The organism is Streptomyces sp. NPDC054975, assembly GCF_053609105.1.
On record NZ_JBSGWV010000040.1, the window covers coordinates 1 to 22,786 of the forward strand.

The 22,786-nt window shown below is 72.4% G+C and carries 18 protein-coding genes and 1 pseudogene; 9 read left to right on the forward strand and 10 right to left on the reverse strand.

The features are described 5' to 3' along the window. Window positions 1-150: 150 nt before the first annotated feature. From ACWF79_RS26870 to ACWF79_RS26900, 7 genes are all read right to left on the reverse strand, one after another. On the reverse strand, window positions 151-804 hold the full coding sequence (locus ACWF79_RS26870) for a hypothetical protein (RefSeq protein ID WP_453730728.1): 654 nt from the start codon (window positions 802-804) through the stop codon (window positions 151-153). A gap of 164 nt (window positions 805-968) precedes the next feature. Then, on the reverse strand, window positions 969-2,393 hold the full coding sequence (locus ACWF79_RS26875) for a CitMHS family transporter (protein WP_453730729.1): 1,425 nt from the start codon (window positions 2,391-2,393) through the stop codon (window positions 969-971). A gap of 160 nt (window positions 2,394-2,553) precedes the next feature. After that, a complete protein-coding gene (locus ACWF79_RS26880) occupies window positions 2,554-4,761 on the reverse strand; it encodes a molybdopterin oxidoreductase family protein (RefSeq protein WP_453730730.1) in 2,208 nt (735 codons plus the stop codon). Window positions 4,762-4,842: 81 nt separating this feature from the next. Beyond that, the gene (locus ACWF79_RS26885; protein ID WP_453730731.1) at window positions 4,843-5,571 is read right to left on the reverse strand and encodes a TetR family transcriptional regulator; all 729 of its coding nucleotides are present in this window, start codon (window positions 5,569-5,571) and stop codon (window positions 4,843-4,845) included. A 24-nt stretch (window positions 5,572-5,595) separates the two neighbouring features. Beyond that, on the reverse strand, window positions 5,596-6,891 hold the full coding sequence (locus ACWF79_RS26890) for a hypothetical protein (protein ID WP_453730732.1): 1,296 nt from the start codon (window positions 6,889-6,891) through the stop codon (window positions 5,596-5,598). Beyond that, on the reverse strand, window positions 6,888-7,760 hold the full coding sequence (locus tag ACWF79_RS26895) for a hypothetical protein (protein ID WP_453730733.1): 873 nt from the start codon (window positions 7,758-7,760) through the stop codon (window positions 6,888-6,890). The genes ACWF79_RS26890 and ACWF79_RS26895 overlap by 4 nt, the downstream gene beginning before the upstream one ends. After that, entirely contained in the window at window positions 7,757-9,865 is a 2,109-nt protein-coding gene (locus ACWF79_RS26900) for a right-handed parallel beta-helix repeat-containing protein (protein WP_453730734.1), read from the reverse strand. Before ACWF79_RS26900 ends, ACWF79_RS26895 begins: the two co-directional genes overlap by 4 nt. A 142-nt stretch (window positions 9,866-10,007) precedes the next feature. On the opposite strand from ACWF79_RS26900, the gene hmgA reads away from it, so the two are divergent. The 3 genes from hmgA to ACWF79_RS26915 are packed head-to-tail and all read left to right on the forward strand — an operon-like array spanning window position 10,008 to window position 13,386. Beyond that, the gene (hmgA, locus tag ACWF79_RS26905; RefSeq protein ID WP_453730735.1) at window positions 10,008-11,333 is read left to right on the forward strand and encodes a homogentisate 1,2-dioxygenase; all 1,326 of its coding nucleotides are present in this window, start codon (window positions 10,008-10,010) and stop codon (window positions 11,331-11,333) included. A 29-nt stretch (window positions 11,334-11,362) separates the two neighbouring features. Then, window positions 11,363-12,115 carry a GntR family transcriptional regulator gene (locus ACWF79_RS26910; RefSeq protein WP_453730736.1) on the forward strand — a complete coding sequence of 251 codons (753 nt, stop codon included), beginning with the start codon at window positions 11,363-11,365 and terminating at the stop codon, window positions 12,113-12,115. A 50-nt stretch (window positions 12,116-12,165) separates the two neighbouring features. Then, window positions 12,166-13,386: a type ISP restriction/modification enzyme gene (locus ACWF79_RS26915; protein ID WP_453730778.1), complete on the forward strand. Its 1,221-nt coding sequence runs from the start codon at window positions 12,166-12,168 to the stop codon at window positions 13,384-13,386. On the opposite strand, the gene ACWF79_RS26920 is transcribed toward ACWF79_RS26915, so the two are convergent. Next, window positions 13,368-14,111: a TetR/AcrR family transcriptional regulator gene (locus ACWF79_RS26920; protein ID WP_453730737.1), complete on the reverse strand. Its 744-nt coding sequence runs from the start codon at window positions 14,109-14,111 to the stop codon at window positions 13,368-13,370. The two genes, ACWF79_RS26915 and ACWF79_RS26920, sit on opposite strands and share 19 nt — an antisense overlap. A gap of 63 nt (window positions 14,112-14,174) precedes the next feature. Here ACWF79_RS26920 and ACWF79_RS26925 point away from each other — a divergent pair, with 63 nt between their 5' ends. The 3 genes from ACWF79_RS26925 (at window position 14,175) to ACWF79_RS26935 (ending at window position 17,152) form a co-directional block, all read left to right on the forward strand. Continuing rightward, window positions 14,175-15,113 (forward strand): ATP-binding cassette domain-containing protein, encoded by a 939-nt coding sequence (locus ACWF79_RS26925; protein WP_453730738.1) that lies wholly within the window; start codon window positions 14,175-14,177, stop codon window positions 15,111-15,113. Then, window positions 15,110-15,886, forward strand: coding sequence for an ABC transporter permease (locus ACWF79_RS26930; protein WP_453730739.1), 777 nt, complete (start codon window positions 15,110-15,112; stop codon window positions 15,884-15,886). Before ACWF79_RS26925 ends, ACWF79_RS26930 begins: the two co-directional genes overlap by 4 nt. Before the next feature lie 69 nt (window positions 15,887-15,955). Beyond that, complete coding sequence (locus ACWF79_RS26935; RefSeq protein WP_453730740.1) at window positions 15,956-17,152, forward strand: CaiB/BaiF CoA transferase family protein; 1,197 nt, start codon at window positions 15,956-15,958, stop codon at window positions 17,150-17,152. Between the two features lie 122 nt (window positions 17,153-17,274). Here the strand turns inward: ACWF79_RS26935 and ACWF79_RS26940 are convergent, their stop codons facing one another. After that, window positions 17,275-17,538, reverse strand: coding sequence for a hypothetical protein (locus tag ACWF79_RS26940; protein ID WP_453730741.1), 264 nt, complete (start codon window positions 17,536-17,538; stop codon window positions 17,275-17,277). 347 nt (window positions 17,539-17,885) lie between these two features. On the opposite strand from ACWF79_RS26940, the gene ACWF79_RS26945 reads away from it, so the two are divergent. Beyond that, window positions 17,886-19,487, forward strand: coding sequence for a serine/threonine-protein kinase (locus tag ACWF79_RS26945; protein ID WP_453730742.1), 1,602 nt, complete (start codon window positions 17,886-17,888; stop codon window positions 19,485-19,487). Here the strand turns inward: ACWF79_RS26945 and ACWF79_RS26950 are convergent. After that, complete coding sequence (locus ACWF79_RS26950) at window positions 19,471-20,277, reverse strand: SGNH/GDSL hydrolase family protein (RefSeq protein ID WP_453730743.1); 807 nt, start codon at window positions 20,275-20,277, stop codon at window positions 19,471-19,473. The two genes, ACWF79_RS26945 and ACWF79_RS26950, sit on opposite strands and share 17 nt — an antisense overlap. A gap of 619 nt (window positions 20,278-20,896) precedes the next feature. On the opposite strand from ACWF79_RS26950, the gene ACWF79_RS26955 reads away from it, so the two are divergent. Further along, entirely contained in the window at window positions 20,897-21,727 is an 831-nt protein-coding gene (locus tag ACWF79_RS26955; RefSeq protein WP_453730744.1) for a glycosyltransferase family 2 protein, read from the forward strand. Between the two features lie 29 nt (window positions 21,728-21,756). Continuing rightward, window positions 21,757-22,702: pseudogene (locus tag ACWF79_RS26960) on the forward strand (glycosyltransferase family 2 protein); the annotation flags it as partial. Between the last annotated feature and the right edge of the window lie 84 nt (window positions 22,703-22,786).

The following is a 22,786-nucleotide window of genomic DNA, read 5'->3' on the forward strand; positions in this document are numbered from 1 at the left end:
GCCCCGTACGCGTCCGGGGCGGCGGCGATCGGCGGGCCGGACGGCTCCTCGTCCTGGGCCCACCAGATGCCGCCGACGACCAGGGACAGGGTCACCACCACCGTCCGGGCGAGCCGGCGAAGGCGCCGCTGCCTGCGCGTGGTGCGGTACCTACGCGGCGCCATCGGTGCGGCGGCGCGCCCGGCGGACGAGGATCAGACCGGCCGTGCCCGCGAGGCCGGCGACGACGGCGGCTCCGACCCCGAAGCCGGAGCTGTCCTCGCTCGCCAGTTCGGCACTGCCGCCGCCACCGGCTCCGACCGGGCCGTGCGGGGGCTTGTGGTGAGGCGGCTTGCCGTGGCCGCCGTTCCCGCCGTTGCCGTTGCCGCCGTTGCCGTTCGGGCAGTCGACCTGGAAGACCTTGCTCTTCTTGGCGCCCATCTGGCCCGGCCAGGTCCACTCGACCTTGTACATGCCGTCCATCAGCTTGATGTCCTCGGTGTAATGCTTCACCGACAGATCGAGCTCGCCCGTCGTGGAGGAGCCGTCCTTCGGAGGTTGGGGCGAGATCGTCCAGATGACGTTCTCCACGCTGTCGAAGTTGAAGGCGGCGATGTAGAACTTGCACACCTTGGGTTCGTTGCGCGGGTCGTTCTCGTCCGTGCGGGGCGGCACATCGTTCCTCGTACCGCCATGGTGGATCTTGATGTCGCCGTTGTCGCCCGGGGCGGCGAAGGCGGCGGGGGCGCCGGCGAGCGCGACGCCACCGAGCGCGAGGGCGGCCACTGCCGTGGAGAGCAGGGGACGGACAGCCAGAGCGGTCATGCGGGGGTTCCTCCAGTCATGACGAATGTCGGACAGATCAGCCGATAATCTGACTATCAGTTACAAATCGTCACGCAGCGCGCACGCAACGCCGACCGGATCCTGAATCCCCCGAACAGCCGCACCCCGGCCGCACGGTGCGACCGGGGTGCGGCTGCGAAGCCTCAGACGATCCCGAAGAGGATCCCCGCCGCCAGCACCACCAGCGAGGTGAGCGCGGCCCACTTCACCGTGAACCTCGTGTGGTCGCCGAACTCGACCTTCGCCATCCCCACCAGCACGTACACGGCCGGGACCAGCGGGCTGGACATGTGGAGCGCCTGGCCGACGATCGAGGCACGCGCGATCTCCAGCGGCGACACGCCGTGCGCCGCGCCCGCCTCGGCGAGGACCGGCAGGACGCCGAAGTAGAAGCCGTCGTTCGACATGAAGTACGTGAGCGGGAGGCTCAGCAGACCGGTGACCAGCGCCATGTACGGGCCCATGCCCGCCGGGATCGCGCCCACGAGCCAGTCGGCCATGTGCTTGACCATGCCCGTACCGGTGAGGACACCGGTGAAGACGGCGGCGGCGAAGACCATGCCGGCCACGTTGAGGACGTTCTCGGCGTGGGCGGCGATCCGCGCCTTCTGGTCGGCCATCCTCGGGTAGTTGACGGTCAGTGCGAGGGCGGCGCCGAGGAGGAAGAGCACCGGGATCGGCAGCAGTTCGAGGATCATCGCGGTGAGCAGCGCGACGGTGAGGCCGGCGTTGAACCAGTACAGCTTGGGCCGGAGCGTCGGCCGGTCCGGGTCGAGACCCTGGAAGCCCTCGCGCGCCTCCTCGGCGGCCGCACCGGAGCCGGAACCGGCAGCGGCGGCGGCCGAGCCGGTCGTCGGGGCGCCGGGGCCGGACGCCTTCGCCCCGCCCGTACCGCCACCGGCCCCGACCAGCACGGTCTCGCTCTGCGGCTCCAGGACCTCGTCCAGGGTGAGGTAACCGATGCGCTTGCGCTCGCGGCGGCCGAGGACGTACGCGAGGGCGAAGACGAAGAGCAGCCCCACCCCGAGCGCCGGGATCATCGGGACGAAGATGTCGGACGCGTCCACCTTGAGCGCGGTCGCGGCGCGAGCGGTCGGGCCGCCCCAAGGGAGGGTGTTCATCACGCCGTTGGCGGTGGCGGCGACGCCGGTCATGACGACAAGGCTCATCCCGAGCCGCTTGTAGAGCGGATACATCGCCGAGACGGTGATCATGAACGTGGTGGAGCCGTCGCCGTCGAGCGAGACGATCGCGGCGAGCACCGCCGTACCGACCACCACGCGCACCGGGTCGGCCTTGCAGAAGCGCAGGATGCCCCGGACGATCGGGTCGAAGAGGCCTACGTCGATCATCACGCCGAAGTAGACGATGGCGAACATGAGCATCGCTGCTGTGGGAGCAAGCTTCTCCACGCCGTCGATGACGTAGTCGCCGAGCTCCGCCCCCTGCCCGACGGCGACACAGAACAGCGCGGGGATCAGCACGAGCGCCGCGATCGGCGACATCTTCTTCGTCATGATCAGGACCAGGAAGGTCGCGATCATGGCGAAGCCGAGGACGGTCAGCATGGAGGACACCTCACGTTCACCCTTGAACTCACACCGGGGCGGCTCCCGCCGGTGCGGCGGTCCGGATGACGTTAGGGGCCCTCTTCTGCCGTTAACAAGATGTTGACGCGTGAGCAATACGAGCAAAAGACCCAGGTCAGAGCAGGGGCCAACGCGGTGACTACGGCAGGGGTGCCAGCTCCACGGGGAATCCGTTGAGGACGGCGGTGCCGGAGAGCGGGTCGAGGCGGGAGCCGTCGAGGAGCTGGTTGACATTGACGCCGGGGCGGGCTGCGGCGACCGCGAGACGCGTGCCCGGCCGGTCGTGCCCCCAGCCGTGCGGCAGGCTCACCACCCCGCTCCGTACGGCGTCGGTGACCTCCACCTCGACCTCCAGCGCCCCGCCTTCCGCCGCGATCCGGGCGGGTTTGCCGTCGGCGAGGCCGAGGCGGTCGGCGTCGGCCGGGTGGACCTGGAGGGTGCACCGGTTCGAACCGCTGTTGAGGGACGGCGCGTTGTGCAGCCAGCTGTTGTTGGACCGCAGATGGCGGCGGCCGACGAGGACGAGGCCGCCCGGTGCGGCGTCGAGGGCGGCGCGCAGCCGGGGCAGGTCGGCCGCGATCGGGGCGGGCAGCAGCTCGACGCGTCCACTGCGGGTCTTGAGGAGCCCGGGGAGCCGGGGCTTGAGGGGCCCGAGGTCGATGCCGTGCGGCGCCCGGCGCAGGTCGTCGAGGGTGAGGTCGTACGGGCCGAGGCGGAGCATCAGGTCGAGGCGCCGCTCCGCCCCCGTGGTGCCGCTCAGCGCGGCGGCGACGGCCCGGGGGTCGGCCCCGTGGACGGGCGAGTGCGGCTGGGTGACGGCCTTGGCGAGGGTGGTGTCGATGGCGAGGTCGTCCACGGCGGACGGCGACGCGCCCTGCATCCCGGAGACGGCGAGGATCAGCCGGGCGTGGATCTCGCACTCGTCCATGCGCCCCTCCTCCAGGGGGACGGCGGGCGGGGTGAAGCGGACCTGGTTGCGGACGGCGAAGCCGTTGAAGGCGAAGTCGAAATGGGTGCTGCGGGAGGGCGGCGGCGGGGGCAGGACGACGTCGGCATGGCGGGTGGTCTCGTTGAGGTACGGGTCGACGGCGACCATGAAGTCGAGGCTGCCGAGCGCCCGGTCGAGGCGGAGCCCGTCGGGGGCCGAGAGGACGGGGTTGGCGGCGAGGGTGATCACGGCTCGGATCCGCCCCTCCCCCGCCACGCGCTCCTCCGTCTCGATCTCCTCGGCGAGCGCGGCCATCGGGAGCTCACCCTTGGCCTCGGGATGGCCGGAGACCCTGCTGGCCCAGCGGCCGAGCGCGAAACCCTTGCCCGGGCCGGCCGGTCGGGGTGCCGGGGCGGTCGCGGAGAGCGGGAAGAGCGCGCCACCGGGGCGGTCGAGGTTGCCGGTGAGGACGTTGAGGACGTCGACGAGCCAGTTGGCGAGGGTCCCGTACGCGACGGTGGAGCTGCCCATCCGGCCGTACACGGCGGCCGTGGGCGCGGCGGCGAGCTCACGGGCGACGGTGCGGATGGTGGCGGCGTCCAGGTCGCAGGCGGCGGCGACGGCCTCGGGCGTGAACTCCCGTACCGCTTCCCGTACGTCCTCGATGCCCTGGACGTGCTCGGCGAGCGGACCGGGGGCGGTGAGGTCCTCCGCGAAGAGGGTGTGGACGAGCGCGGCGAGGAAGAGGGCGTCGGTGCCGGGGCGGAGGGCGAGGTGGCGGTCGGCGAGCCGGGCGGTGCGCGTGCGGCGCGGGTCGACGACGGTGAGGGTGCCGCCGCGCTTGCGCAGCGCCTTGAGCTTGCCCGGGAAGTCGGGGGCGGTGCAGAGACTTCCGTTGGATTCCAGCGGATTGGCGCCGAGCATCAGGAGGTGGTCGGTGCGGTCCAGGTCCGGGACGGGGATGGCGAAGGGGTCGCCGAAGAGCAGTCCGCTGGAGACGTGCTTGGGCATCTGGTCGAGCGTGGACGCGGTGAACAGGCTCCGGGTCCGCAGGGCGCCGATCAGCAGGGGCGGGTAGAGGGCGCCGGCCATGGTGTGGACGTTCGGGTTGCCGAGGACGATACCCACGGCGTTCGGCCCGTATTCCTCGATCAGGGGCCGGATCCGGGCGGCGACGGTGTCGAACGCCTCCTCCCAGGTGGCTTCCTGAAGCCTGCCGTCCTTGCGGACGAGGGGCCCGGTGAGCCGGTCGGGGTCGGCGTCGACCTCGCCGAAGGAGGCGCCCTTGGGGCAGATGAAGCCCTGGCTGAAGACGTCGTCACGGTCGCCGCGCGCGCCGGTGACCCGGTTGCCGTCGAGGGTCAGGGTCAGCCCGCAGGTGGCTTCGCAGAGGGGACAGATGCGCAGGGCGGTGGACATGGCGACTCCCTGGAGCGGGCGGCGGTGGCGCGCGGGCACCAGCGAGCATACCGACCGGTACGGACGGTGGGGAGGGGTCCGTCAGCTCAGCGAGGGCGCGAGATAGGCGTAGAGGAGTTCCCGCGTCTCGGCGATGAGCGCGGGGTCGCCGGCCGGGGCGGTGCGGAAGGCGAGTTGGAGCAGCGCGTCGGCGGCTTCGACACCGACCAGGACCTTGCGGCGCAGGGCCTCGTCGGCGGTGCGGCCCAGATGGGCGGCGAGGAGCCCGCAGAGGCGGTCGGCGACGAGGTGGTTGGCGTCGCCTCCGACGCCGCCCGGGGAACCGGCGCCGGTCCCCCCGCCCGAGGAGCCCCCGGAGTCCTCGCCGGTGGAGCCCTCGCCTGCGGAGCCTTCGCCGGCGGAGCCCTCGTCTGCGGCCGCCTCGCCGGCGGTGGGCGCCGGGACGCCGAAGTCGACGAGCGCGAAGCCCGGGACGGTGCGCTTCATCGCGATGTACTCGTCCAGGACACCGTCGATCGCGCTGTACGCGTCCACCCGACCGGTCACGGCGAAGCGGGCGGAGATCCGCTCGGCATAGCGGTCGAGGTTGCGGTGGGCGAGGGCGTCGGCCATCGCGCGCTTGTTGCCGAAGAAGCGGTAGACGGAGCCGATGGGGACGCCCGCGCGCACGGCGACCGCGCGGGTGCTCAGCTGCTCGTAGCCGGTCTCGTCGAGGAGTTCGGCGCAGGCGTCGAGGATCCGGGCGAGGCGCTCGGCGCTGCGCTGCTGGACGGGGGTGCGGCGGAGAGAAGGCTGGGGCACGGGGTCCATGATGCCGCTCCGTTCCTGATCGGGTCAGGCGATGAGCAGGCCGATGCCGCCGAGGGTGTACGCGATCATCAGCGCGAACAGGGGCAGTTGGCCGGCCACGGCCCGGGCGGGCGGGAAGAGGCGCACGGCGCGGTCGTGGGCGGCGACGACGCCGAGCACGTGGCCGGTGACGATGGCGGTGACCTGGAGGGTGGCGAGGGCGCCGGGGGCCAGGGGCGGGGCGGGCGCGGGGGCGTTGTCAGTGCCCCCTGCCATCATGACGGTACGTGGTCCTTCGGTGACGAAGAGTGTGAAGTAGTGGGCGACGAGGTAGCCGAGGGCGATGGGCAGGAGGGAGTGGGCGAAGGAGGTGAGAGGGGTGGTGAGTTCACGGGACATCAGACGCAGGGTGCCCGCGCAGAGGCCGTAGAGGGCGGCCACGAGGGCGACGGCGGCGAGGAGGCCGACGGTGGCGGTGGCGGTCGGACCGAGGGGGAAGGTCTGGAGGGTGGTGATCCAGCGGGGGTTGTCGGAGAAGCCGTCGTAGGCGGTGGAGCCGAGGAGGACGCAGACGGTGGCGACGAGGCCGGGGGCCTGCGGGGTGGAGTCGAGGCCGTGGAAGGGGGAGCGCACGACGAGGCGGCCGTCGGCCCGGCGGCCGAGCGGGGAGAGCCGGGCGAGGAGGGCGGAGTAGACCTCGAAGGGGTCGGCGTGGGCGAACCAGTTGGGGCCGTACCGGGCGGCGCCGAGGAGGCCGGTGGCCGTGAGGACGGCGAGGAAGGTCAGGAGGGTGGGGGTGGACGCCGGGTCGGGGGCGGCGAGTTCGAGCCAGGCGAAGAGGAGGAGCCCCGCGGCGGCAGGGCGGATGCCGAGGCCGGCGGGCAGCGGGCGGGGGCGACGGGGCGCGGGGAGCAGCGCGTGGAGGGCGCGCAGGGGGTTGAGGAGGCGCCAGACGGGCCCGAGAAGAAGGGAGGCGGGGACGAGCCCCACCCAGAGCAGGACGTAGACGGCGCCGGGGGCGGGGTTGCGGTCGGGGTCGTCGGGACCGACGAGGAGGTGGAGCAGGACGGTCGTGGCGGCGGCCACGCCGACGAGGCGCAGCGCGGTGCGGGTGGCCGGGGCGTCGGCGAGGCGCTGGACGGCGGCGGGCAGCGGGCGGCCCGCCCGGTCGCCACGGAACCGGGAGGTGGACCAGAGCAGGCCGAGGGCCAGGAAGGAGACGAAGAGCGCGGCGAAGGCTCCCGCGTAGGCGTAGAAGGGCGAGAGCGGGAGGTCGTGCTGGGAGCCGATGCCGTGGGCGAGGTGATGCACGAGGGCCGGCGGGTGCGCGGGGGCGGTCACCGGACGACGAGCTGGGCCAGGAGGAGCCCCGAGCCGTGGGTCTCGACCTCGAAGAGACCGGTGCGGTCGGCGGTGAAGGTGAGGGTGCCGGGCTCGCCGGGAGCCAGGGGCAGTTCGCGGTCGTAGCCGTGGATGTGGAGGGTGTCGGCGCGGTCGGCGGTGACGCGGAGGGTGAGCTGCTCGCCCTTCTTCAACTCGATGCGGGAAGGGGGTGGTTGGACGGACCTGCCGGTGACGGTGATCTCGACGGTCCGGCCGGGGGCCGTGGCCGTGGGGGCGGTGGTCGTGGGGGCCTTGGTCGTGGGGGCCTTGGTCGTGGGAGCCGTGGTGGCGGGTCCGGTCGTGCCGAGGGGGACGGTGGTCTCGACCGGCTTGCCCGCGACCGCCCAGACGGTGTGGTCGTCGGCGTGGAGCCGGACGGTGACGGAGCGGGCGCCGGGCGGGACATGGTGCCAGGGGCCGTAGGCCCGGCCGGCCTCCTTGCCGTCGACCAGCAGCCGGGCGTGGCCCCGCCCGGGGATGGCCCCGCCGCCGACGCTCTCGGGGGTGAAGCGGAACCTCTCCACGGTGAGGTGGATGTTCCAGCCGCCCTCGGTGTCGGGCCGCGCCTCGGCCCGGACGGAGGGCGCGCCCCTGGCCGGTACCTCCCGAAGCCGGTGACCGGACCCGTCCGTCGCCGTGAGCAGGGTGCCGCTGCCGCCGGTGGCCTCCTGGTGGCTGGTGCCCGGCTTGTGGTGGGTCGTGGGCCGCCCGCCGCACCCCTCGACGGCCAGGGCGACGGCGAGCAGCACCGCGGCGAGCGCGGCGACCCGGCGGGGCGCGGGACGGAGGGCCGGGGGGCGGAGGGCCCGGTCCGGTCGGCGCCTCACGACGCGCCCCCGTCGTTCGTCTCGCGCGCCGCCGCCGTGGCCGGTGCCGGGGCGGGGTTCGGGGCGGGTTCGTGGTCGCCGGACGCGTCGGGGGTGGCGCGGCGGCCCGCGGCCACCACCGCCCACAGGACCCACACCACCGCGAGGAGACCGCGCAGCCAGGCGGGGCTGAGGGGAATCCAGGGGATCATCAGGACGGCCTTGTCGAAGGCGTCGAGCAGGGTGAGGGCGCCGAGTGCGAGCGTGGTCCAGGCGAAGACGGGGCGGGTCGGGCGCAGGGCCAGGCCCAGGGCGGTCCACCAGGCGCCGATCAGGAGGAGAGCCACGGCCGGGAGCGGGCCGGCGGCCAGGCCGAGGGTGGAGCCGGCCACGTCCAGGGCCAGGCCCACGAGACCGACGAGTGTCGCGAGGCCCGCGAGCCGGTGGCCGCGGAGCCTGCGCCACCACAGGGCGCCGCCCACGAGGGCGAGGACGACGGCGGTCCCCAGGGCGAGCTGGGTCTCCACGCGCTGGATCCCCCGCGCGCCGTACCAGTCGCAGCCGGCGGGCAGCCGCCGCGCCTGGACGCTGTAGTCGGCGCACACGAGGAGGTGGGCGAGCTTGGCCGGTTCGCCGACGAGCCGGTCGGTGTCCCCGGCGACCTCGCCGCGCCGCGTCCCGCACTCCGGCAGGGCGCCCGGGTTCGACGCCCCGGACGGCCGGCCCTCGGCCTGCCAGCAGTTGCCGCCGCCCTGTCCGTCCCACCACACGTCGGTGCGGTTGGGCCGGGAGGCGCCGGAGCGGTCGACGCCCAGGTGGTTGCCGGCGTAGCGGTTGTGGTGGGAGGTGTCCGTCTGCTTGCCCCAGGCCGACTCGCCCCGGATGAAGGCGGGGACGGCGCTCAGGAAGAAGGCGGCGCGCTGGTGCCCGTACACCCAGTTGTTCTCGTACAGGTTCCAATTGCCGCCCGCCGTGATGATGCCGGTGCCCGGCGGCATGGAGATCTGCGGGCAGACGACGCCCTGTTCGTAGCCGCGCTCGACCGGGGGCTTGGCGCACGTGCCGTCGGCGACGTGGCGGTAGTAGTTCTGGTTGTTGTCGTGGATCAGGTTCCGCTCGAAGCGGGCGTGGTTCTGCGGGAGTCCGGGGTGGCCGGGGAAGGCGGAGTCCATGGAGGCGCCGCCCATGTTGTGGTCGAACTCGTTGTCGTGGACCCACACGGAATCCCCGGCCGTACCGGAGTAGCCGACCATGTTGTGGTGGCTGCGGCAGCCGGTGATCTCGATCGAGTAGCGCGGGACGTCGTAGCCGCGGCCGTCGTTGATGTCGGAGGCCGAGCCCGGGTAGATGCCGGAGTCGCCGTTGCCGTACGACTCGCAGTTCTTGTAGAGGCCGTGGTCGGAGGCGAAGGTGAGGAATCCGTACTCGTCGTTCCACCGGGTGAGCACGTCGTCGATGACGAAGCCGTCGGCCGCGAGGACGTACAGCGAGTTGAACGTGGTGCGCTGCGCGGTGAAGTTGCGGAAGTAGACGCCGTCGGAGCCGTCCGCGCGCAGGGCGTTGAGCTTGGTGTACTTCGCGTCGAAGACGACGTCCAGGCGGGAGGCGCCGGTGCCCTCGATCTGGAGGTTCTTCTTGCCGAGGATGGCGACCAGGTTCTGGTTGTGCGGGCACTGCTTCTGCTGCTCGTACGACAGGATCTGGTAGCCGAGCGCCGACCTGGGGGCCTTCAGTGCGGCGCAGGCGCCGGTCGGGGCGGGCTGCGAGGGCTCCTCCTCGTACAGGCCGGGCAGGACCGCGATGGTCATCCCGGGTCGGTCGACGGCGTCGACGGCCTCCTGGAGATGGCGGAAGCCGGTGCGCGCGCAGCGGTCGAAGAGGGCCAGGTTCCGGGCCTTCAGCTCGGCCGGGAAGGCGGAGACACGGCGATTGAAGTCGGTCCGGTCCGTCTTGCAGACCAGGAGATCGGGCTCCCCCGTACGGAGCGTCGGCACGCTGCCGGATCCGTCGGGGAAGGTGACGGGCCGCTCCTCGTGGGCCTGGGCCCCGGGGGCGGTGACGAGGGCGGCGGCGAGCGCCGCGAGAACGACCGAGAGCGCGACAAGGAGCCTGCGGGTCCACGACATGCGCGTGAGAGTAGAGCAATGTTCATCTTTTGGAACCCCTCGTGCACGCACCACGTCGAAGAGGGACCCGTTGACGCGGGCGGTCGCGGAATCCTACGGTCATCCATAGGATTCCTTTTGCGGGCTCAGACAGGAGCGGGCGATGACCACGGAGCAGGCCAGAGAAACGGCTCGAAAGACGGCCGAGGCGCTGACGTACAGCACCGGGTTCGGCAACGAGCACAGCTCGGAGGCGCTCCCCGGCGCCCTGCCGCACGGCCGCAACGCGCCGCAGCGCGCACCCCTCGGCCTCTACGCGGAGCAGCTGAGCGGCAGCGCGTTCACCGAGCCGCGCGCCCACAACCACCGCTCCTGGCTCTACCGGATCCGCCCCTCGGCCGCGCATCCACCGTTCACCCGGACCGACAACGGCACCGTCCGCTCCGCGCCCTTCACCGAGACCGTCCCCGACCCCAACCGGCTGCGCTGGAACCCGCTCCCCGACCCGGCGCCGGGCACGGACTGGCTGGCCGGCCTCTGGACGCTCGGAGGCAACGGCGACGCGACCCAGCGCACGGGCATGGCCGTGCACCTTTACCACGCGAACGCCTCCATGGAGCGCGTCTTCAGCGACGCCGACGGCGAGCTGCTGATCGTCCCCGAGCGCGGCGACCTCCTCGTCCGTACGGAGCTGGGCCTGCTCGCCGTCCACCCCGGCGAGATCGCGCTCATCCCCCGAGGTGTCCGCTTCCGCGTCGAACTCCTCGACGCCACCGCCCGCGGCTACGTCTGCGAGAACTACGGGGCGCCCTTCCAGCTCCCCGACCTCGGCCCGATCGGCGCCAACGGCCTGGCCAACGCCCGCGACTTCCGGGCGCCCGTCGCCGCGTACGAGGACGTCGAGGGCCCGGTCGAGGTCGTCAACAAGTTCTGCGGCAACCTCTGGTCGGCGACGTACGACCACTCCCCGCTCGACGTGGTCGCCTGGCACGGCAACCACACCCCGTACGTCTACGACCTGCGCCGTTTCAACGTCATCGGGACGATCTCGTACGACCACCCGGACCCGTCGATCTTCACGGTCCTCACCTCGCCGACCGACACCCCCGGCCTCGCGGGCGTCGACTTCGTGGTCTTCGCCCCGCGCTGGCTGGTGGGCGAGGACACCTTCCGGCCGCCGTACTTCCACCGCAACGTGATGAGCGAGTACATGGGCCTCATCGAGGGCGCGTACGACGCGAAGGCCGAGGGCTTCGTCCCGGGCGGCGGCTCCCTGCACAACATGATGTCCGCGCACGGCCCGGACCGGGAGACCTTCGACAAGGCGAGCGCCGCCGAGCTGAAGCCGCAGAAGATCGACGACGGTCTTGCCTTCATGTTCGAGACCCGCTGGCCGGTGACGGCCACCGCCCAGGCGGCCGGCGCCGACCACCTGCAGGGCGGCTACGACGACGTATGGCAGGGTCTGGAGCGCCACTTCCGGCCGTAGAGTCCCGTTGTCGTCGTACGGAGAACGCCGTGACCGCCTTCGCTCCCGACTCGCTGGTCCTGAACCGCAAGCTCCCGCTCTGGTATCAGGTCTCGCAGTCGCTGCGCGCCTCCATACTCGGCCGCACGCCCGACGCCTCGCTGCGGCTGCCCACCGAGGAACAGCTCGCCGCGCACTACGGCGTGAGCGTGCTGACGATGCGCCAGGCCCTGAAGGAGCTGGAGGAGGAGGGTCTGATCAGCCGGCACCGGCGGCGCGGCACCTTCATCGAGCCGGGCGCCCGGCGCTCCTCCCCGCGCCGGCTGCTCGGTTCGATCGACGCGATCGTGGCGCAGCAGTCCGGCGAGCGGACCACCGTCCTCGGCCACGGCACCGAGCCGGTGCCGGGCGAGCTGGCGGAGTACTTCCCCGATGTCACGGAGGTGGTCGCGTACAAGCGGCTGCGGCGCGACGGGGAGAGCGGCGAGCCCACCAACTGGGCGGAGAACGCGGTGCACCCGGAGGTGGCGGCCGGTCTCGACCCGGCCGATCTGGAGCGGTGGCCGATGACGAAGGTGCTGCGGGACGTGGTGGGGGTCCGGATCAGCCGGATCACGGACACGGTCGAGGCCCGGCTCGCCGACCCGGAGACGGCGGCCCTCCTCCAGGTGCCGCTGCTCTCGCCGATCCTGCACTACACCGGCGTCACGTACGACGAGGCCGGCCGGGTGGTGGACGTGGCCCGGATCAGGTACCGGGGCGACCGCTTCTCCTTCACGGTGACGGTCGAGGCCTCGCACTGACGGCGGGCAGCGCCCCGACCGGTGGAGGCGCACCGAGCCCGCTCGCTAGCATCCGGGGCGTGACCGAAGACGTACCCGTGGACGACGCGCCCCTCCTGGACGAGCTGATGCCGTGGTCCGTCGCGCCGTTGCGGCTCGGCCGGTCCTGGATCGTCGCGCCGGACGTCCGCACCCTGCGCGAGCGCTGGAACCGGCTGGTCGCCGCCGACGCGGAGGAGCGCGAGGAGCTGTTCCGGCCCAGCCGGGCGCGTACGCCGTCGAGTTCGGTGGCCGCGCTGCCCGGGCAGCGGACCGGCACGGTCCGGTTCGCCCGCGAGACGGGTCCGTGCCCGGAGCCGGTGCGGTTCGCCCACGGCCCCTTCGACGAGCAGTGGCTGCTCCCCGACCACCGGCTGATCGACACCGCGCGCCCCGAGCTGTGGCGGGTCGCCGACGAGCATCAGCTGTTCGCCGTCGAGCAGGGGTACGTGCCGGCGGCGGCAGGCCCCGCGCTCCTGGTGACGGCGGCGCTGCCCGCCGGGCGCTCCCCCGCCGGCCGACCGGGCCGGATCCGTCCGCTGTTCCGCCGCCCCGGCGGCGAGGAGCCGAACCTCGCACCCGGTCTGCTCCCCTGGCTGAGTGAGCGGTACGGGCGTGAGGTCACCGCCCCCGACGTCCTGGCCTGGGCCATGGCCGCCGCCCACCCTTCCCCGCAGGGCTGCCGCGTCCCGCTCCCGGCGGACCCCGAGGTCTGGGCGACGGGCGTGGAGCTGGGTGGCAGGCTCATGGACGTCCAGCTGCGGGGCGCCCGGGGCGGCGAGCGGCCGCGGCTGCCCGGCGGCCGGCGCCCCTACGTCCGGGCACCGATCCCGGCCCGGCCGACGACGCTCGCGTACGAGCCCGGAGAGGAGACCCTGACCCTCGACGAGGGCAGGATCTCGCCCGTCCCGGCCGAGGCCTGGGACTTCCACGTGGGCGGCGTGCGGATGCTGGAGCAGTGGTTCACGCACCGGACCGCGCCCGCCGAGCCTCCCGGGCCCGGCGCTCTGGAGGCGATCGGCCCGGCGGCCTGGCCGCAGGAGTGGACCTCCGAACTCCTGGAGCTCATCACCGTGCTCGCGCTGCTCGCCGAGCGGGACGGGGAGCGGGAGGCGGTGACCTCGGGTACGCGGCTCACCCGGGCCGCGCTGCGCGAGGCGGGCGTCCTGCCCGTACCGGAAGCGGCCCGCCGCCCCGCCTCCGTACTGGACCATCAGGAGGAGGGCCCGGAGGGTCAGTTCGCGCTGCTCTGACCCTGCGCTCCCGCCGGGACGAACGAGTCGAGCGCGCGCCCCAGCGTCCGGTCGAAGATCTCCTCCGGGTCGAGGCGCTCGACCCCCGACTCCCCGAAGACGGCGGCCAGCCGCGGGTAGTCGCCGCCCGCGAGCCGCCCCGCCAGATAAGCGCCGCGCACGGCCTGCTCCTGCTCCTCGGACCAGGGCAGTCCGCGGGCCCGCTCGGCGAGGGCCAGTTCGTTGGTGACGATCGTCATCACGGTGCCGTTGACCGTCGCGATCAGCTCCATCTTGGCGCCGCCGGGCAGGTCGAGACCGTCCAGGCAGGCGAGGCAGCCTTCGAGGAAGCGCAGGGCGTTGGGGCCGAAGGCGTAACCGGTCGTCATCAACCGGATGACCCACGGGTGCCGGTGCAGGATGCCCCGCGCCTGCCGGCCCACCTGGAGCATGTCCGTGCGCCAGTCCCCGCTCGGGGGGTCGGGGAGCTCGTACTCACCGCTGACGGCGTCGACCATCAGCTCGTACAGATCCTCCTTGCGGGGCACGTAGTTGTAGAGCGACATGGTGCCGCAGCCGACGTCGGCCGCGATCCGCCGCATCGAGAGCGCGTCGATGCCGTCGGCGTCGGCGATGCGGACGGCGGCGGCCACGATGTCGGCCCTGCTGTACGCCGGTTTCGGGCCACGGCCCATGCGCTCGGGGCGCGCCCAGATCACTTCCGGTTCGGCCGCTCGGCCCGCCATGGATCATCACCTCGCCCACCATCCTAGTTACGTACAGCGTACGTAGTGGGGTAGGGTCGAGCCATGACTACTACGTACGCTGTACTTAGTGAGGGTCTGCGGAAGCGTTACGGCGACGTCCCCGCCCTGAGCGGCCTCGATCTGGCGGTCCCGGAGGGCACCGTCTGCGGTGTCCTCGGCCCCAACGGGGCGGGCAAGACGACGGCCGTACGCGTCCTGACCACGCTGGTCGCCCCGGACGCGGGCAGCGCGCGGGTCGCCGGGTGCGACGTGGTGCGCGACCCGGCGGGGGTGCGGAAACGGATGGCGGTCACCGGCCAGTACGCCTCGGTCGACGGCGACCTCTCGGGCGCCGAGAACCTCCGGCTCTTCGCGCGGCTGCTGCGGGCCCCGCGCGCCCGCGCGGACGAGCTCCTCGAGCAGTTCGGGCTCACGGAGGCGGCCGGGCGGCCCGCCCGCACGTACTCGGGCGGGATGCGGCGCCGGCTCGACCTCGCGGCGAGCCTGCTCGTACCGCCGGAGGTCCTCTTCCTCGACGAGCCGACGACAGGGCTCGACCCGCACAGCCGGAACGGGATCTGGGACGCCGTACGGGGGTTGGCGTCCCGGGGCACGACCGTGCTGCTGACCACGCAGTACCTGGAGGAGGCCGATCAGCTCGCCGACGACGTCGTGCTGATCGACGAGGGCCGGGTGGCCCATCGCGGCACTCCCGCCGAGCTCAAGGCGCTGATCGGGAGCTGGGCGGAGGTCGTGGTCGCCGATTCCGGGCACCTTCTCGCGGCGGCCGCCGTGCTCGACCAGCTGACCGGCTCGGCCCCGGCCCTGGACCCCGAGCGCCGCACGGTCGGCGCGGTCACCACGGACACCACGCTCACCCTCCCCCGGATCGTCCGCGAGATCGACGCGGCCGGGGTTTCCCTCCTCGACGCGTCCCTGCGTCCGCCCACCCTCGACGAGGTGTTCCTCCGCCTCACCGACCGGAAGGAACGCGTCGCATGAGCGCGCTCGTCCACGACGGGGCCGCCGCCCTCGGCCGGCATCTGCTGAAGGTCCGCCGCGCCCCGTCGATCACCGTCATGACCCAGACGATGCCCCTCGTCTTCCTCCTCTTCTTCGGGTACGTCTTCGGCAGCGCGCTCGCCATGCCGGGCACCGAGTACCGGGCGTACCTGGTGCCGGGCCTGCTCGTGGCGACGGCGGCGGGCGGGCTGATGACCGGCATGTTCCAGGCCGCCCAGGACGCGCACCGCGGCGTCATGGACCGCTTCCGGACGATGCCGGTCAGCCGGGCGGCCGTACCGCTCGGTCAGGCCCTCGCCGATCTGCTGACCAGCGCGGTCGGCATGGTCCCGATGATCCTGGTCGGGCTCGCCATGGGCTGGCGGATCGAAGGGACCGCACTGGAGGCGCTGGGGGCGTTCGGGCTGCTCCTTCTCTTCCGCTTCGCGGCGACGTGGGTGGGGATCCTGCTGGGCCTCGCCTCGCAGAGCGAGGAGGCGGCCGGTCAGCTGGGCAGCGCCACGTTCATGCTGCCGCTGCTCTCGAACGCGTACATCCCGACCGACAACATGGCGGGCCTGCTGCGGACGGTCGCCGAGTGGAACCCGATCTCGGCGGTCACGACGGCGGTACGGGACCTCTTCGGCAACGCGCCCGTCCCGTCGGACGCCGCCTGGCCGGTGGCCCATCCGGTCGCCGGCTCGCTGCTCTGGTCACTGGCACTGATCGCCGTCTTCGCGCCTCTGGCGGTGCGGCGGTACGCCCGGCGGTGAGCGCCGCGCGGGCCCGCGTGACGAGGGCGACGGTGACAGCGCGGCGGGGAAGGGGTAGGCAGGGCTGTCATGAGCACTCAGCCACTCCCCCTGGAGGGGATCACGGTCGTCGCGGTCGAACAGGCCGTCGCCGCCCCCTTCGCCACGCGCCAGCTCGCCGATCTGGGCGCTCGGGTCATCAAGATCGAGCGCCCCGACGGCGGTGACTTCGCGCGGGGTTACGACACGGCGGCCCGGGGGCTCGCCTCGCACTTCGTGTGGTGCAACCGGGGCAAGGAGTCGGTGGCCGTCGACCTCAAGGACGCACGCGGTCTCGACCTGGTCCACCGGCTGGTGGCGGGCGCGGACGTCTTCGTACAGAACCTGGCGCAGGGGGCGGCGGCCCGGCTCGGCCTGGACGCGGCCCCCCTGTGCGCCGCTCATCCCCGGCTGATCGCGGTCGACGTCTCGGGGTACGGGCCGGGCGGACCCTACGCCCACAAGCGGGCCTACGACATGCTCGTGCAGTGCGAGGCGGGGCTCGTGTCGGTCACCGGGACGGCGGAGCAGCCGGTGAAGTCGGGGATCCCGGCGGCGGACATCGCGGCGGGGATGTACGCGTACGCGGGTGTCCTCGCCGCGCTCGTACGGCGCGGGACGACCGGGCGGGGCGGGCCGGTGGAGGTGTCGCTGCTCGACTCGCTGGCCGAGTGGATGGGGCATCCGCTGCACCATGGGATGCACGGAGGCACGGCCCCGGCGCGCACGGGGCTCGCGCACGCCGTCATCGCTCCGTACGACGCCTATCCGACGGCCGACGGGAGCATGGTGCTGCTGTCGGTCCAGAACGACCGCGAGTGGCGGCGGCTGGCGGAACACGTACTGGAACGGCCGGATCTGGCGGACGATCCGGCCTTCGCGACGAACACGGCCCGGGTGGCCGGCCGCGCGGCGACGGACGCGGTGGTGGCGGGGGCCCTGGCGCCGCTGACGGCGGCGGAGGCGCTGGCGCGGCTGGACGCGGCGGGCATCGCGTGCGCGCGGTTGAACACGGTGGCGGACCTGGCGGACCATCCACAGCTGGCGGCGCGGGAGCGGTGGCGGGAGATGGAATCGCCGGTGGGGCCGTTGCGGTCTCTGCTGCCGCCGGTCACGTTTCCCGACGGGCCGGAGGCCCCGATGGGGCGTGTGCCGGGGCTGGGGGACGACACGGACGTCGTGCTCGCGGAGCTGGGCGTTCACCCGGAGGAGCTGAAGGCGCTACGGGCGGACGGTGTCGTGGCCTGACGGCCTTCGGGGTGAGCGGGGTGGGCGCCCGCCGTCGTCCGGGGTGTGCCCACCCGCCGCGCCCAGGGGTCTCCCTGGGCGTCCGAGGCGTGTGCCCACACCCGCACGACCGGCGCCCGGCATCAACCCCTGCTGCCGAAGAGGCTGCGGCGGAGGCGGCGGAGAGGAGCGAAGAGCGAGACGCGGGCGCTCCTGCTGCGGTGGGTCTGCGTGGCGTCGCGCGAGGTCAGCTCGCGCATCAGCAGCGTCGCCTCGGCCGCCTCACGCTGAGGCACGACGGGGCCGCCGAGCACCGCGAGATGACGGTCGAGCCGCGAACTGGTCGCGCTGCTCCCGCATGTGATGGCAGGCACTCGCGGCCTGCTGCGCATTGCTATCTGTTCCATGACACTCCCCACCCTAACGAGGGCACCCGGCCCGGGCAGGTTAACCCTATCGCTCCGCGCTGACACTCGTGTATCCCGACGGCAGGATTCACCGCACTCGTACGGGGGTTGACGACTACTGTCCGAATCCATCTGATTCCAGGGTGAGTTGGACAGGTCTCGAACACCTGCCGAACCGTCACGAACCATCCTGCACGCAGGGGGCCTCACCTGTCGTCACCTGACGGAGTGTGATCTCCACCACCAAGATCACTTCGCGTTCCTGACGCGGTGTTCGAAGTCCGTGGCCGGGGGGCAGAAATGCTCCACCCGGGCCGACCGGGGCCGACGACGGATGGGGACGCGCCATGACCGTGATCGCGGGGCGGTACCGGCTTCTGGACGTCCTCGGGCAGGGCGGCATGGGCACCGTCTGGCGGGCCAGGGACGAGGTCCTCGGCCGCGACGTGGCCGTGAAGGAGGTCCGCGCCCCGGCCGGTCTCGGCGGCGCCGACGAGCAGCGGCTGTACGCCCGGCTGGAGCGGGAGGCCTGGGCGGCCGCCCGGATCGCGCACCGGAACGTGGTGACGGTCTACGACGTGGCCACCGAGGACGGCCGCCCCTGGATCGTGATGGAGCTGATCCACGGACTGACGCTCTCCGACGTCCTCGACGCGGAGGGGCCGATGCCCCCGCAGCGCGCCGCGCACATCGGCGCAGAGGTCCTCGCCGCGCTGCGCGCCGCGCACGAGGCGGGGGTGCTGCACCGGGACGTGAAGCCGGGCAACGTCCTGCTCGCCAACGACGGCCGGATCGTGCTGACCGACTTCGGGATCGCGGCGGTGGAGGGGACGTCCCCGCTGACGATGACGGGCGAGCTGATCGGCTCGCCCGAATTCCTGGCCCCTGAGCGGGCGTTGGGCCGCACTCCCGGCCCTGCCTCGGACCTGTGGTCGCTCGGGGTCCTGCTCTACGCGGCCGTGGAGGGCAGTTCGCCGTTCCGTCAGGACACGCCCCTGACCACGCTGCGCGCCGTCGTCGACGAGGAGCTGCCACCGCCGCGCCGCGCGGGGGCGCTCGCCCCCGTCATCGAGGGCCTGTTGCAGAAGAATCCGAGCGACCGGCTCCAAGCCCATGAAGCCGAACGGCAGTTGAGACTGGTGGGTGCGGGCGGTGCGCCCCGGTCGGGGCCGCTGCGCTCGGAGCCGTACGGAGCGAGCCGCCGGCCCTCGGACGACGAACCGACCGCTACCCCGGCACCGACGTCCGGTGCGACACCGCCCCTTCCGCTCCCGATGCCACCGCGGCCGCAGGAGCCGGCTCCCGAGGAACGCTCCGGGCGCGCGGTGGCCGTCCTCGTGATCGGGGTGGTGCTTCTGCTGCTCGCCGCGGGCGGTCTGACGTACGCCCTGCTACGCAACGAGGGCGGTCGGGGCACCGGGGGTGGTCCGGTGACGAGTACGCCGACGGCCACCGCGCCCTCGGCGACCGGTCCGACGACCGTCGCGCCCACCACGACCAGCCCGACGCCGACCGCCACCACGAGCGCCACCACCGCGCCGCCGGCGCCGACGGTCCTGGTGCACGTGCGGGCCGTGCGCGACCGCTACAGCGGCTCCTGTCCGCCACCCGCGGAGCGGGCACCCGCCTTCGCGGCCACGCTCACGGTGGGGCGGACGCCCGCCTCGGTGGAGTACCGCTGGGTGACCGAGAGCGGGAGGACCTCGGCGGAGGCGGGCTGGCGGACGCTGGAGTTCCCGGCGGGCGGCCCGCGGGAGAAGACCGTCGAGCACACCGAGTCGACGCACCGGGTGGACGACACCCTGCACGACCGGATCAGGATGGAGGTGCGCGCTCCGGCGGAGAAGAACTCCCCCTGGGTGGACTTCTCCGTGACGTGCGAGAAGGCGACCCCGACGAGCGGGGCCACCTCCCCGAGCGGCTCCGCGACGCCTACGCCACAGCCCTGAAGCTGGGCAGGTAGCCACCGGACTGTCCGGAGGCGGTAGGGTGGTACGACTCACCGATGTTGAGCCAGTTGACGCTGTGCAGCCAGGCCGAACCGGAGCAGATCTCGTGTCCGGTGAAGGCGGGGACCACGCTGGAGAAGGTGTAGCCGTGGTCGGCGGCGCGCTTGGCGGTGGCGGTGTTGAGGTGGTCCGCTCCGCCGTTGATCGCGCGCCGTTCGTTCTCGCTCAGTCCGGCGGTGCAGCTGCCGCCGATCTTGTAGAAGCGCGGGTAACCGAGGACGACGACCCGGGCGTTCGGAGCCTTGGATCTGATGGCCGAATACACCGCGTCGAGCTTCCCGGGCAGGGTGCTGTCGACGTAGGCCTTGGCTTGATTAACACGGTCGATGCAGGCGGCCTCCGACTGGAGGACGCAGGTGGTCATGACGTCGGCGAAGCCGGCGTCATTGCCCCCGACGGTGATGGACACCAGGTCGGTGGCGGCGGAGAGAGGTCCGAGCTGACCGCCCGTAACATCACCCGTTCGGGCGCCCGAGCATGCCGTGAACGCGAACGACGAGGGTGAGTTCGCGTTCTTCCAGAGGACGGGGAAGGCCTTCGTGGAGCGCTTGCAGTCGCCGCTGGCGCTGTCGTAACTCCCGGCTCCGACGCCGGAGGAGTACGAGTCACCCAGCGCCACGTAGTCGAGAGCGGCTGTTTCAGCGGCCTGTGCGGCTCCCGCCCCGGTGAGGGCGAGGACGGCGCCGAGCAGGAGTGAGGACGAGAATGCCGCGAATCGGGACAGTTTCATGGAACCTCCCTGTAGCAGGATCTCTGCGTTACTAGGTAGTAGCAGCTGCCACGGCCCTGCTGGAAGTGTCCATGCCAAGAAGATTTGGCGAGATCTTGCCGACGCCCCGTCAGAGGCCCCCAGGGACCGTCGAGATCAAGCCATCCGGTGGATCGCGTATCGAATTGAATTCGCACAACAATGCGCAGGAGTTCCGTCCGACCCCAACAACACCACCAGAAAAGCGGATTGAGAAAAACCGATCGAGGCGCTTCCGTATCCGACCGACGAAGATTTTCCCATTACCGGAAACGGGAGCATCGGATTCAGGGCTTGCCATACAGTCGCATTCATCAATACCGTCGTACATCTCACCCGCGTCGACCCGTCGCGCTACAGCTCAGGGGAGGGCTCAAGCGACGCGACGGTCTCGGGGCGGGGCGCGGTAGGGGGGTGCTGAGTTCGGCGTGCGCGTCTGCGTGCGCCGGCTCGCGTGCCGCGCTGACTGAGATGCCGACCCACCCGTGCCGTACGGCGATCGTCGCTGGTCGGACCGGGTGGGGACCCCCCTTTCGTCACCGGACAGACCATCGGACCGCCCGGGGGTGGGCGGTCCACCGGACGAGAGGGAAACACACTCATGAGCTCGTTCCTGCGCCCGGCCGTCACCGGCCACGAAGCGGTCGACCAGAGCCGAATAGCAGCCCAATACAAGGCGATCACCTCGCATTTGGCCATCACACCGCCGGTGAGCGTGGTCATCCCCGCGATGAACGAAGCGGAAAATCTTCCGTACGTCTTCAAGTCCCTGCCAGACTGGATCCACGAAGTCGTTCTGGTCGACGGGAACTCCACCGACAACACCGTTCACGTGGCCCGGGAACTCCGGCCCGACATCAAGGTCGTCAAGCAGATCGGCAAGGGCAAGGGCGACGCACTCATCAGCGGCTTCGCCGCCTGCACCGGCGACATCATCGTGATGGTCGACGCGGACGGCTCGGCCGACGGCCAGGAGATCGTCTCCTACGTCTCCGCCCTCGTCGGCGGCGCGGACTTCGCCAAGGGCTCGCGCTTCGCCAACGGTGGCGGCACGGACGACATGACGCCGATCCGCCGGCTCGGCAACTGGGCGCTGTGCGCCCTGGTCAACCGCAAGTTCGGCGCCCGCTACACCGACCTCTGCTACGGCTACAACGCCTTCTGGCGGCACTGCCTCGACGAGATCACCCTGGACTGCACCGGCTTCGAGATCGAGACCCTGATCAACATCCGGGTCGTCAAGGCCGGCCTCAAGGTCCAGGAGGTGCCCAGCCACGAGTACCTGCGCATCCACGGCGTCAGCAACCTCAACGCCGTGCGCGACGGCCTGCGGGTGCTCAAGGTCATCCTCAAGGAGAAGGGCGTGAGACGCGCGGCCCGCCGTCGGCCGACCGCGTTCTCGGTCAATGTCCCTCGGAGGGAGGTTTCTTGAACGGCCGTCAGCTCCGTCAGTTCTCCGTCGTGATCTGCGTCTACACGGAGGAACGCTGGGAGGACATTCTCGCGGCGGTCGACTCCGTACGGAACCAGTCGCGTCCGGCCCGGGAGATCCTGCTCGTGGTCGACCACAACGAGCGGCTCCTCGCGCGGCTGGTGGGGCGGTTCGGGGACGAGGAGGAGGTGCGGGTGCTCGCCAACGCGGGCCCCCGCGGCCTGTCCTCGGGACGTAACACCGGGATCGCCGCGGCGCGGGGCGAGTTCGTGGCCTTCCTCGACGACGACGCCGTGGCCGAGCGGGACTGGCTGCGGTACTTCGCCGCGGGCTACGACGACCCGCACGTCATGGCGGTGGGCGGCCGGACCGTGCCCGCCTGGTCCTCGGGCCGGCGGCCGGACTGGTTCCCCGAGGAGTTCGACTGGGTCGTCGGCTGCACGTACCGCGGCCTCCCGGCCGGACGCGTCCGGGTGCGGAACGTCCTGGGCGGCAACGCGTCCTTCCGCCGCACGGCCTTCGACGCCGTGGGCGGCTTCGCCACCGGCATCGGGCGGGACGGCGACCGCAGGCCGCTCGGCTGCGAGGAGACCGAGCTCTGCATCCGGCTCTCCCAAGCCCTCCCCGACGCGGTCCTGTTGATCGACGACCGGGCCGTCATCCACCACAAGGTCCCGGCCGCGCGCGAGCGCTTCGGCTACTTCCGTACCCGGACGTACGCCGAGGGGCTCTCGAAGGCCCTCGTGTCCAGGAGCGTCGGCGCGAGCAGGGGCCTGCAGGCCGAACGCCGCTACACCACACGGGTGTTGCCCGCCGGTGTGGTGCGCGGACTGAGGGACGCGCTGCTCGGGCGACCGGGCGGCGCGGGCCGGGCGGGCGCGATCGTGGCGGGCGTGGTGCTCGCCACGGGGGGCTACGTACGTGCAGCGGTGCGGGCACGCGGGGGCGGGGCGACCTTCTCCTCGGGCCCGATCCCGAACACGGCGCCCCCTCCGGAGGGGGCGGGCGCTCCCGAGGCGGCGGGTGCTTCGGAGGTGGTCGGCTCCGAAGGCGTCGGGC